This is a genomic window from Pseudonocardia sp. CA-107938, from assembly GCF_050936315.1.
Lineage (GTDB): Bacteria > Actinomycetota > Actinomycetes > Mycobacteriales > Pseudonocardiaceae > Pseudonocardia.
The window spans coordinates 1620785-1632511 of the sequence record NZ_JBNJNA010000002.1; the positions used below are offsets into that span (position 1 = coordinate 1620785).

Sequence of the window (11727 nt, forward strand, 5' to 3'; positions counted from 1 at the left end):
TGAGCTGCGGTTCGGGTGGCACGATCACGTCATGCCCGGCCCGGACATCGACTTCGAACGGATTCGTCCCTACGGGCGGCCCGCGAGCAGGCCGAACGCCTTCGAGGAACTGTCATCGATCCTTCTGCGGCACGGCGTGATCGAGTGGCCGACCGGCACGCGCTTCCAGCGGTTCGGGAACCCGGACGGCGGGCGGGAGGGTCGGGGAGTCCTTCCGAACGGTGATGTCTGGGCATGGCAGTCGAAGTACCTGTTCACTTTCGACGCGTCGGCAGCGGCGCAGATCAGCTCGTCGGTCAAGCGAGTCCTTGAGAGCGAACCCAACCTCAAGCGGTACTTCGTGACGCTGCCGATCGACCTGTCGGCTGGCGACACCGAGACCAGGGGCTCCGCCCAGACCCGCTGGGACGACAAGGTCAGCGAGTGGAAGGCGCTCGCCACGCAGCGTGGCATGGACGTCGAGTTCCACTTTGTCGGCGCGCACGAGCTGACCTCGGCTCTGACGCTTGCGACGAACGAGGGCCGCGCACGGTACTGGTTCGACGCTGACGTCCTCACCGAAGGATGGCAGCGCCGACGCCTGGGAGAGGCCGTCGCGAAGGCGGGACGCCGGTACACCCCCAAGATTCACGTCGAGGTCCACACGGTGCAGGCGCTGCACGCCGTCGGCCGGGCGGACCCGTACCTCGATCGCTGGCGCATTGCCCTTGCCGAGCTCCGGGAGGCACGCCGGTGGTGCTGGCGATCTCCGCGCGACCTACCAGCCTTCGACTCCGCGCTGGCGCGATGCAGCGAGGCTCTGGCCGTGGCCGACACTTGCCTGGCGACCATGATCGCCACCCTGGAGTCGAGCGATAACCTCCCCGCGATCGACACGGTCTTGTCCGGCGCTCTCGCAGCGCTCGGGGAAGTCGACGATCTCCTCCATGAACACTGCCTGACCGATGGCCGGTACTTCGTGGGCGACGCCGGGTCACTGGCCAGTGCCTGCACCAAGGTGCGAAGCGCGCTGTGGCAGGCGAGCGAGCTCGCCCGTAGTGCCCTGCTGCGTGCCGCGGACACGAAACGCCTGGTGATCACCGGCCGCGCCGGCAACGGCAAGACCCACCTGTTCTGCGACGTCGCTACTCAACGCATCTCCGAGGGCCGGCCGACTCTCCTTGTGCTCGGCCAGGACTTCGACGCGAGGAACCTGCTCCCGCAGTTCGCGGAGATCACGCAGCTCAACGGCGGGACCGAGGCTGCGATCGCGTCCTTCGCGGCCGCGGCGGAGGCGTCCGGGCACCTCGGTCTTGTGATGATCGACGCCCTCAACGAGAGCGAACGGCCTGAACGCTGGCGCGATGATCTGCGCACGTTGCTGTCCATCATGGACCGGTACGAGCACGTCGCGGTGACAGTGTCCTGCCGGACCGAGTTCGTCGACGCCGTCCTCGGCGACGACGATCGACCGACGGTCGAGCACCCGGGCTTCGCGGAGGCGACGGACCGGGCGATCAGCCGGTACACCGAGGAGTACGGACTCGAACCGGCATCCTTCCCCGTCCTGGGCCCAGAGTTCAGCAACCCGCTGTACCTGAAGCTGACCTGCGAGGCTCTCCGCACCCTGGGGGCGACCCGGTTTCCATTCGGCTCGGCCGGGGTCACGACGGTTTGCGAGGCCTTTCTCGACGCCGTGAACCGCCGCCTCGCTGAGCCATCCCGCTGCGACTACGACGAGACGTCTGATGCCGTCGCTGCGGTCGTGCGCGAACTCGCTTCGCTCGGCGGGAGCACGTATGACCGAGCCGACGTGCGACGGCTGACCGAGTCGGTCCTGCCCGGCGATCGTGGGTGGTCCCGATCGCTGCTGCGTGGGCTGATTGCCGAGGGCGTGCTCATCGAGGTGGGCACGGACCGGATCGCGTTCGGGTATCAGCGCCTGGGGGACCTTGTTCGCGCCACCCGACTGGCGGAGGACGGAACCGAAGCGGTACGGGCATGGTTCGACGAGCTCGGCGACCGCCGCTGGCAGGAACGGGGGCTGTTGGGGGCGCTTGCCGTCGTCATGCCCGAGCAGCACGGCGTGGAGCTATTCGAGCTCGTGGTGGACGACGACGGGAAGGTCTCGCGCGGCGTCGCCGACGCGTTCCTGGAGAGCCTGCTCCTGCGCGGTCCGGACAGCATCACCCCGCCAGCGGTTACTGCGGTGCAGCGTCTCCTCGACAGTGGTAAGGGCCGGGGCGACGCCTGGGAGGTCTGGGGCCGTCTCCTGCGGATCGCCTGCATCCCCGGGCACCCGCTCAACGCCGGCTGGTTGCACGAGCACCTCCGGTCCCTGGATCTTGCCGATCGTGACGCGACATGGTCCCAGTGGTTGATCGGGTCCATCGACGATGATCACGAGTCGCCGGTGCGGCGCCTACTCGACTGGGCCTGGCCTGAGGACCTCGACAGCTGCCGCCCACTCCCCGACGACGTCGCCTCGCTAGCCACGACCTGCCTCGGCTGGCTGCTGACCACGACCGACCGCCGGTTCAGGGACCGCGCCACGAAGGCTCTCACCAGCATCGCCGAACGCGCGCCGGTCGGCTTCGCCACCGGACTCGCCCGCTTCGCCGGGATCAACGACCCCTACGTCACCGAGCGGCTGGCGGGCGCAGCATGTGGAGCCGCACTCCGGACCGACGACGAGGAGACCATCCGCAGCCTCGCCGACGGGGTAAGTGCCCTCCTCGCCGATTGCTGGCCGGACCACCTACTGACCCGGGACTACGCCCATCGCGTGGTCGAGACCGCACGCGCGCACGGGTGGGCGGGGTCGCTCCCCGCACCGGCGCCGGGCGCCTGGCCGATGCCGGTGCGCCCAGCGGAGGAGATCAACGCGCTCGCCGGGGCGCCAGATTACGCGTACAGCACGATCTGGCACTCGCTCACGGGCATTGGGGGCGACTTCGGTCGCTACATCCTGAAGCCGGCCCTCGAGCACATCGCGGTGGACGACGAGCAGAAGCTGGCCCGCGACGTCGAGCGAGCTGTGTTCGAGCGCGTGCTCGACCTGGGCTGGACCCCCGAACGCTTCAAAGATCTGGACCGGGCTCGCCACGGTGGCCACGACGGTGTCGTCGAGCGGGTCGGCAAGAAGTACCAGTGGATCGCCTTCTACGAAGTGCTGGGCCGCCTCACAGACCACCACCTCGTCCGGACGCGGTGGAGAGACGACACTCCCCGCGTCTACGAGCACGCCGAACAGCTCATCTGGCGCGACATCGACCCGACCGTCCTGGTACGGAAGCCGCCCCGGCAGCCCCAGCGAGGGCGGCACCCGTGGTTCGCCCCAGTCGCCGCCGAGTTCCCGGACACGGTCGTCGACGAGTACCCGAGCGACATGACCGGGGTACCGGACCCTCTAGACCTGCTCGCGATCACCGACGCCGACGGGACGGACTGGCTCACTCTCATTGGCAACCACACCTGGGAGCAGCCGCTGCCGGTTGAGGTCGTCGCACAGAGAGGCCCGCGGCTCGTCACCTGGATGCACCTGCGCGCCTACCTGGTGCCCACGACCAAGGTCGACGGTCTGACCAGCTGGGCGCAGGGCCAGGACTGGTACGGGCGCTGGATGCCCGATACCGCCGAGATACACAACGTGCTGCTCGGAGCCCATCCGGACGGGCCCGGATGGAAGGCCGCCGACGGAGCTGTCGAGTGGTGGCCCACCGGGCGAGTCCCGCCACCCTGCGAACTGCAGCAGTGCGCGCTCTGGTACGGCGGAACCGGCACCGATCGTGACGCCTCCGCCGGGGACGAAACCCGCGGTTTCGTCCCCACCCGACCGCTGATCGACGCGCTGGGGCTGTCGAAGGGATGCGATTTTCGGTGGCGCGACCCCGATGGTCTCGCCGTCCATGATCCCTCCGTCGTGCTGGGCGGGCGAGGACTGCTCGTGATGCGGCGCGACCTCGCGTCCCCCCTCCAAGCTGATGGCGTGACGGTCTTCTGGACGGTTCTCCTGGGGTGTGAACTGCGGCCACCCGATCATCAGCACCCCGGTGACGAGTACAGGTGGATCAGCGCGAGCGCGTCATACGTCCTCGACGGCGACTCGATCACGAGGGTCCACTCCCTGGCGAAGAGGTGCCGCCCGGGGCCGGTGACGGAGCACGATGTCGAGTGGGTGTCACGGGCAGGGGACCCCTAATACGACCCGGAAGCTGGCAGACGGCCTCGGCCGGGGCCCGTTCGCTGGCAGTCGCGTGATCAGCTTGGTGTGCACGAGGGTGGCCGAGTTGACTGGCGGCTCCTCCTGCTGCCGCGATGTGTGCTGTCGGCGCTGGTACTTGCTGTGGTTGCCACCAGGTCGGCCGTCTTGAATCATTAGGTCCGGTCGAGGGGCGACTCTCATGGCATCGACGGGGGCCTTGGTGGAAGCGTGGAACCAATCGTGGTGCGACGACCACGTCGTCGCGAGTGTTTCCTGAGCCTTCGTAGACGGGCCCTGCGACTGTCGTTGCTGGAAGATGCGTCGAGAGCTGTCGTCGCCCCGAATTACAACCGAGCGGTCGCAGGTTCGAACCCTGCCGCGCCCACGCATCTGCCCAGGACATTTGGAACGCGCTGACCTGCGGGTCTGCTCGCGTGACACATTTCGCTGGCGCCGGCTCGCCCGGCGGCGCCCCCTGACGAGGCTGAGCGAGCGTTGCTCCGGCCACGGAGCCCCGCGTCTGGCCGTCGAGCTTCGCGAGAAGATCCTGAACGGTGAGCACGCCGCTGGCGATCACCTTCCAGGAGGCAAGGCGCTGGCTGTCGAGTACGGCTTGTCGTCGTCGACGGTGAAGCGAGCATTCGACCTTCTGCATGAGTTGGGACTTGATCTCCGGCGCCGAGAGGGCGTGGCCCCACGTTCGGCCGGCAGCGCGACTACTCGGTGAGGCTGGTGCAGATGGCGCTACCGCGCAATAGGGTCATGGACGTCCGCAGACCGCCTCCGTAAGGCCCGGCTGCTCGCGTTCACCATGGGCGCGCCGCACTAGCGCACCCCACGTCAGCGTTCTTGGTCGATAGAAAACGCGCCGACACCACGCCGGCGACGGAGATGCGTAATCAACCAGTCGGCGCCGATGTCTATGCGGTCGCTGTCGGTCGACGTGGTAATCACCTGGAACTTCCAATTTCGGGAGGTGAGCCGATCGTACACTTCTTGCTGAGTATTGGGGGTTAAGCGTCCAGTAATGGCGTCTAGAATGAGAATTGCCGCACTCTCCCGCGCCTTAACTTGCGAGATTGTTAGGCAGATATCAAGATTGATGCTCAGTAGTTCATTGCCGCTCAGGTTCGGCGAACCCGGCTTAACCCATCTGTCCGGCTGACCTGGTTGAACCAACCTAACGACTAGGGCGCCGTCGGCGTCTACATCCGCGTCTGCGATGCAGCCGCTAGTCAGCTCACGTGATTGAGCGACAGCATTGACGAACTCTACCTTTCCAAGGCCGTACGCATTCGCGGCGCTCTCGGCAGAGAATCCTCGCCATTCGCGGTAAAAAAGCACTCGATAAGGACGTGGTACGAACGGGGACTCGACGCCATCGAGCACGAATCTTGTGCGCCTGCCATTGGCGCGAATCGTCAGCGTGCGGCGCTGCGGGTCATGCCAGACTAGATCAACGATGATTGCCCGTCCCCCTTGCGTTAGGCGGGCGAGTCTGTCGGGATCAGCGGCACTCGACAGAATCTGCAGGAGAAGCGTCTTGCCGACACCATTTCGTCCGACGATCAGATTATGAGACGATAGAACTAGCTCGTGATCGCCAATTGCGGGGGCGTTGGCGACCTTCAGCCGCTCGATCCAGCCGAGCGTTTCGTGACGGCCGCCTAGTGCCAAACGAGTGCGGGCGTCATGCAGGCCTCGCCACCCTTGAAGTAGGGCAGCGGGATACGCGCCGCCCTCATTAGTGTCGACAAGCCGGCCGTGGTGAGCGCACAGCCAAATCCCATTACTCAAATCACTCCGTTGCTCAGGTGTAAGTCCGCCGGTGCCGCGCGGACCGCCGTCCGCGGCTGCAAAGATGTGCGCAGCAGTTCCGACATTAGCCACGTCGTTGAGACCGACCCCCGGCCCGATTGTGACGCGACTGCAACTTGGAGCCGAGCAGCGATACCCGGCACGTTCTGCCAGCGTCCGGCGTGTCCGCTCGGAGAATTCGGCTCGTTTGATGGCGACTGGGATCAATCCTCGCGGTCTGGCTTACGGGTTGCCGATGAAGATACGCTCAAGCGGGAGACTAGCAAGTCCACGGTATTGCGGGATGCGTCATCCGTCAGTCGGTGTCCTGATGCTCACGATGCTCGACGACGACGAGTCCGTCCGGGCCGCGCTCGCCGCGGGCGCGTCCGGGAACGTCCTCAAGGGCGACTCCGCGGAGCGGATCGTGTGGGCCATCCACGCGGTCGCCGACGGTGAGACCGTGCCATCCGCGTTCCAGCAGGGGATGCTGGCCGAGATCACGGTCGCCTGACGGGGGCTCGGGATCGACGGTTGGCACAACGTGCCCTGGCCGCCGGCGAGCGGCTGAGGCACCGGTCGCACAGATGCGTGCGCTGCCAACGGAATTCGAGTGGTCCACTACCCGCGCCGCGCACCTGCGACGCGGCGACGATGCGGACGAACGTCCGTCCAAGGAGGGAGGATCGATGACCACGCTCGCCCGCTCCCGCGTCGCCGTGGCGGCGCTGCTCGTCCCGCTCGCGGTCGGTGCGCTCGCCGGGTGCGGTGGTCCCGCCGCCCCCGCCGCCCCCGCCGCTCCGGCCACCGCACCGAGCCCGCCCGCGCCTGCGCTCAGCTGCGCGCGATCGACCTCGTCCCCACCCCTGACTCGGGGCCCGGGCCGGGAGCCCGCGCCCGCCGCCGTCACCACCTTCGCCGCGAAGATCGGACCGTTGGTCGAGCAGGCCAAGACCGGTGCCCCCGCAGATCTGGCGCCCGCCCTCGACAAGATGGCGCAGCTCGTCGACAGCATGCGCACGACCGGGAAGATGCCCGACTTCTCCGATCCCGCCGTCTCCGGCGCCATCAACGGCTCCGAGGCCTGGGCGCACACGAACTGCGCCTTCCAGAACGTCGACGTGACGGCCGTCGGTGCGAAGTTCGAAGGCCTGCCGTCGCCGCATGAGGCGTGCCTCGCACCGGCCGTCGCCGGTATCCGCTCTGCCGCCGCCGAGCACGGCGTCGAGTCTCCCGAGTTCGCCGAGCTGGTCCGACTCACGGCCGGCCTCAACGGCGACTCGTGACCGGGTGGACTGTCGGGCGGTGCGGCGTCTACGCGGTCCTCGCCGCCGCCGGACCGTTCCACAGGAACCGCCCAGTGCCGGCGTCGCCGCGGTGTGCCGGGCGGGCCAGGGTCAAGTTGGGGAACGCGTAGCGGACCAGCGCACGCAGCGTGGTCACGTCGCCGTCTTTCTCTGCTTCCGTCCAGGCTGCGACGACGTCGGGCCGTCGGATAGCCCCGTTCGCGCGGACGTCACAGAGGGCGCTCTGTCATTGACCGCTGAGGACGGATGACCCCCGCGTGTGCGGGGACGACTGCAACGGCGGCCGTATACGCCGGCCCAGCGGATGAGCGCCGCGTGCGTGGGGATGACACCACTGACTTCAGCGGCAACCACATCGGGCACGGATGACCTCCGCGTGCGCTGGGAGGACACCGCCTCCGCCATGGCGACGACCCCACTCTCGGATGACCCCCCGCGTGCGCGGGGACGACGAAGGAGCCTGCGACACCCGGCCTGACCCGCGGGGATGACCCCCGAGTGCGCGGGGACGACCACGTTGATCCGCTCGCCGGCACATCTGACAGCCGGCGTTCCCCGCGGGTGGGGGACGACCAGGACAAACTGAGGTCAGTTCTCAGGAGATCAGGGATGACCCCCCGCGGGCGCGGGGACGACCCGATCCGCAACCTGCCCGACCTCTACAGCTACGGGTGACCCCCGCAGGCGCGGGGACGACTGGGTGTGGCCCATGATGACCGACTTCATGAACGGATGACCCCCGCGGGCGCAGGGACGACTTGTGCGTCAGCGAGTCGAGGCCGTGGGAGTTCGTGTGACCCCCGCGGGCGCGGGGACGACACCGGCATGGGCATCGGCTGGATCGCCAGCGACGGGTGACCCCCGCGCGCGGGGACGACTCCAGCAGGTGCAGCGATGAGCAGTCGATCCCGGGGTGACCCCCGCGGGCGCGGGGACGACATCGTTCGGCACTGGGGCTCATCGAGGCCGACGGGTGACCCCAGCGGGCGCGGGGACGACCGGGCTAGCTCGTCTGGGCTGTGCCGCATCCACGGGTCACCGCCGCCGGGCGGGGACAACATCCACCCACCGGGACCGCTCGGCATCTACGGCGAGTGACCCCCGCGGGCGGGGGACGACCCCGTCGCGGACCCAGCCGCCCGGGGGCAGCGGGTGACCCCCGCGGGCGCGGGGACGACGTGTTGAACACCGCGGCGTGGCCGAAGAACCGCGGGTGACCCCCGCGGGCGCGGGGACGACTGGTGGGCGCCCTCCTTGAATCCAACCCGTCGGGATGACCCCCGCGTGCGCGAGGACGACCGCTCCATCGCCACCCTCCTCACCTTCCTGGGCGGATGACCCCCCGTGTGCGGGGACGACGGCGCGGTCGAGTCGAACGCCGCGGCGAACGACGGATGACCCCAGCGTGCGCGGGGACGACGGTTCGGACGCGGCCGAAGACGACCCCGTTACCGGATGACCCCCGCGTGCGCGGGGACGACGCCCACGTACCTGGCGAACACGGGCGTGTTCGACGGATGACCCCCGGGTGCGCGGGGACGACGTGGCCTTGATCAGGACGTCCGGGCGGAACACCGGGTGACCCCGCGGCGCCGGGGGCGACCAGCTCGCCTACGGCTACTCCGACCAGATCAGCGGGTAACCCCCGCGGGCCGGGGACGACTCGGGTGGCACGCTCCACCCGACGTGCGTGAGCGGTTGACCCCCGCGGACGCGGGGACGAGGCTCCGCCGAGCACGAGCACGTTAAGGAACGGGGATGACCCCGCGCGCGCGAGGACGACCGCTACCGGGTTCTCTACCTGAACTCGATGTTCGGATGACCCACGCGTGCGCGGGGATGACGGACAACACCATCGCCTTGGTCGCAGGCATGTCGGATGACCCCGCGTACGCGTGGACGACGTCGGCGGCCACTTCGACCACGTCCACGTCAGCGGATGACCCCCGCGTGCGCGGAGACGAGAACCGCGCGTACATCGCGCCCGCCTGCTCAGGGGATGGACCCACGCGTGCGCGGGGTCGACTGTCGATCAGGAGGGGACCCGATGAAGGAGAGGGGATGACCCCCCGTGCGCGGGGACGACCTCACGGTGACGGTGTCCGGCCCGTCGAACAGAGGATGATCCCCGCGTGCGCGGGGACGACACCGCCTCGACAGTCACCGTCGCGATATAGCCCGGATGACCCCGCGTACGCGGGGACGACCGCCGCCCCGCAGGCCTTCCGCTGGGCGTGGCGGGATCACCCCGCATGCGCGGGGACGACACATCGCCCGTGGCCACGATGTGTTTGCACCAGGGGTGACCCCCGCGGGCGCGGGGACGACCAGCCACAGAGGCGGGGCTGGCTCCGATCCCGACGATCGCGGCGTTGCAGACGCCGTAGAGGCAGCTGTGTCCCGCGGAGAGGAGCCGGTTGACGTCATCGCCGGCGGCGAACGGTTCACCGGGTCGGTAGAGCGCGACCGCAAACCACGCCGGTCCGCGCCGACTCGGCCCGGTAGAGCTGCTTGATGCGGGCCCCTTCGCGTCGTCGGAGCTGCTGCATGATGGCGGTGGAGACGTCGTCGGCGGGGAAGCTCATGGCGTACATCTGGCGTGCCACACCGAGTCGTTCCTTGGTTGCCTGACGAATGAACATGCCTGCGCCGTGGCTGGGTCCGAGACCGGACGCGTACATGCGGACGCCGCGCTCGCCGACCCAGCACACCGCGGTGCCGGAGTCAGCGAGCAGCCGGACCGCGCCGCTGGTGACGCGCGCGCCTGGCCCGACGAGCATCGTTGCGACCATCGCGGCCGGCACGCGAACGCTGCGTTCCCGATTGACCAGCACGACGGCGTTGTCGTCTCGGTCGATGTGGCATTTCTCGACGTAGATCGTGGAGACGCGGTCCTCGACGCGGTGCAGGTCCGGGGGCCATGAGACCCACCACACGGCTCAGGCGCCGCTGGCCGTGACGGGTGCGAGGGTGATCAGCCCGCAGCCGTAGCCCTTGGCCGGCCCGACCCCTCCCAGCAGCCGTTCCCGGGCGATGGCCGGGTCGGTCACGCGGACGACGGCGTCGAAGGTGGCGGTGTTGAGCACGACGCGGTGCCCGCCGTTCTTGGTGAAGACCAGCCGGTCACGAGCCGACAGCGCGACGCGTGGCCCGGACTCTGGTGACAGGACGGTCTCGAATCCCCAGCCCTCGAGGTGGTCGGTGAACCACCGGAGCTGGTGGCCTGCGGTCCGGTGCGCCACCCGCACCCCCCGGCGCCGTTCCTTCGCGAGCTGCTTCTGCTGCGCTGGTGACGGCTTGTCCGGCCGGCGGGTGCTGCTGACCGGATTGGCGCGCACCCGCAGCCGGAACTCCCGGCCGCGCTGGACCTTGTCGAGAAGGGGCTGGTAGTCGCGGACGATCTCTTGAGGTTCGTCGGCGCTGGCCCAGCCGGCCTGCTCGACGAGGTGTTCCCACGACGGCATCGACTCGGTGAGCACGAGAACCTCGGCCCGGTGCCGGAAGTCGGTGTTCAGCCGCCACAGCACCCGTTCGGTGACGGGTTGTCGGGAGAGTCCACCGAGCACGGCGGCGTGCAGCGCGTGCGGGTTGGCCAGGAACAGCTGGGCGCGTGAGCGCAGCGGGTTGAGCCAGATGCGGGACAGGTAGGGCATTTGTGATCACCAGCCCAGGAGTGCGAACGGGTCGTGTGGGTCGGCGGGCCCGGTCTGATCGGGCACGGCGTAGGGCGGTGCAAGGTGGACCCAGTCCTGGCGTACTCGCCGGGTGCCGAACGATCGGCGGTGAAGGTCGAAGCTGCGCGGCACGTCGGTGCGGACGTCGTCGCCGCTGGGGTCGTCGACGGTGATGGGCAGGTCAATCGTGCGCGGCCGGTGTCGTCGGCGCTCGATCGCCGCCCGCGTTGCCGGGCCGGCCTGCCAGGTCACGGCGCCGAGGACGTCGATGGCGTTACCGGGCCAGAGGTACCCGGAGGTGGGTGAGGGTAGGAGCAGCGGCATCGCGGGTGGGCACGCGCGGCGCCCGAGGGCGAGCGGGAAGCCCGGCGCACGCACGGCGTCGGCCAATCCGGCCAGCACCGGCTCGGGTGCCTCGACGGCCGCGACGAACACCGCGTCCTGCAGGTAGTAGCGGTATGTCAGCTGGGAGGCGCCGGTCGAGCGGCGTTTCTGACGTCCCTTGCCGTCAACCGCCGCGGTCGGCAGCCCGAGACCGCGCAGGTCGCTGACGGTGTGGAAGTCGCGCAGCAGCGTGCCGGGCTGGTCGGTCCGCACGCCGAGGGTCAGGTTGACGAGGTCCTCGATGGGTTCGTGGCGGCGGCGGCCCTGCGCGGCCGCGAGCAGCCCAACGATGCCGCTCTTCGTCGGTTCGCCGAGGGTTTCGCGCCGGTTGTACTGGCTGTGCCCGCCCCAGGACTGCAGCGGCCCCGCCAGGCGCAGCACC

The 11727-nt window shown here is 69.1% G+C and carries 9 protein-coding genes; 4 read left to right on the forward strand and 5 right to left on the reverse strand.

Features of this window, described 5'->3' with window-relative positions:
* Positions 1 to 31 precede the first annotated feature (31 nt).
* Positions 32 to 4180 carry an NACHT domain-containing protein gene (locus ACQEVB_RS40610; protein WP_432985251.1) on the forward strand — a complete coding sequence of 1383 codons (4149 nt, stop codon included), beginning with the start codon at positions 32 to 34 and terminating at the stop codon, positions 4178 to 4180.
* A 319-nt stretch (positions 4181 to 4499) separates the two neighbouring features.
* Positions 4500 to 4910, forward strand: a complete 411-nt coding sequence (locus ACQEVB_RS40615; protein WP_432985254.1) for a GntR family transcriptional regulator — start codon at positions 4500 to 4502, stop codon at positions 4908 to 4910.
* Between the two features lie 113 nt (positions 4911 to 5023).
* Here the strand turns inward: ACQEVB_RS40615 and ACQEVB_RS40620 are convergent, their stop codons facing one another.
* On the reverse strand, positions 5024 to 6073 hold the full coding sequence (locus ACQEVB_RS40620) for a hypothetical protein (protein ID WP_432985257.1): 1050 nt from the start codon (positions 6071 to 6073) through the stop codon (positions 5024 to 5026).
* 238 nt (positions 6074 to 6311) lie between these two features.
* On the opposite strand from ACQEVB_RS40620, the gene ACQEVB_RS40625 reads away from it, so the two are divergent.
* Both ACQEVB_RS40625 and ACQEVB_RS40630 read left to right on the forward strand, forming a co-directional pair.
* Complete coding sequence (locus ACQEVB_RS40625) at positions 6312 to 6494, forward strand: hypothetical protein (protein ID WP_432985260.1); 183 nt, start codon at positions 6312 to 6314, stop codon at positions 6492 to 6494.
* A 175-nt stretch (positions 6495 to 6669) separates the two neighbouring features.
* Positions 6670 to 7266: a hypothetical protein gene (locus tag ACQEVB_RS40630; protein ID WP_432985263.1), complete on the forward strand. Its 597-nt coding sequence runs from the start codon at positions 6670 to 6672 to the stop codon at positions 7264 to 7266.
* A gap of 28 nt (positions 7267 to 7294) precedes the next feature.
* Here ACQEVB_RS40630 and ACQEVB_RS40635 read toward each other — a convergent pair whose 3' ends face one another.
* From ACQEVB_RS40635 to cas5e, 4 genes are all read right to left on the reverse strand, one after another.
* The gene (locus ACQEVB_RS40635) at positions 7295 to 7423 is read right to left on the reverse strand and encodes a hypothetical protein (RefSeq protein WP_432985266.1); all 129 of its coding nucleotides are present in this window, start codon (positions 7421 to 7423) and stop codon (positions 7295 to 7297) included.
* 2308 nt (positions 7424 to 9731) lie between these two features.
* Positions 9732 to 10223 (reverse strand): hypothetical protein, encoded by a 492-nt coding sequence (locus ACQEVB_RS40640; protein ID WP_432985269.1) that lies wholly within the window; start codon positions 10221 to 10223, stop codon positions 9732 to 9734.
* Between the two features lie 3 nt (positions 10224 to 10226).
* The gene (gene cas6e / locus ACQEVB_RS40645) at positions 10227 to 10940 is read right to left on the reverse strand and encodes a type I-E CRISPR-associated protein Cas6/Cse3/CasE (RefSeq protein ID WP_432985272.1); all 714 of its coding nucleotides are present in this window, start codon (positions 10938 to 10940) and stop codon (positions 10227 to 10229) included.
* A 6-nt stretch (positions 10941 to 10946) separates the two neighbouring features.
* Positions 10947 to 11726: a type I-E CRISPR-associated protein Cas5/CasD gene (gene cas5e, locus ACQEVB_RS40650; RefSeq protein WP_432985275.1), complete on the reverse strand. Its 780-nt coding sequence runs from the start codon at positions 11724 to 11726 to the stop codon at positions 10947 to 10949.
* Position 11727: the final 1 nt, after the last annotated feature.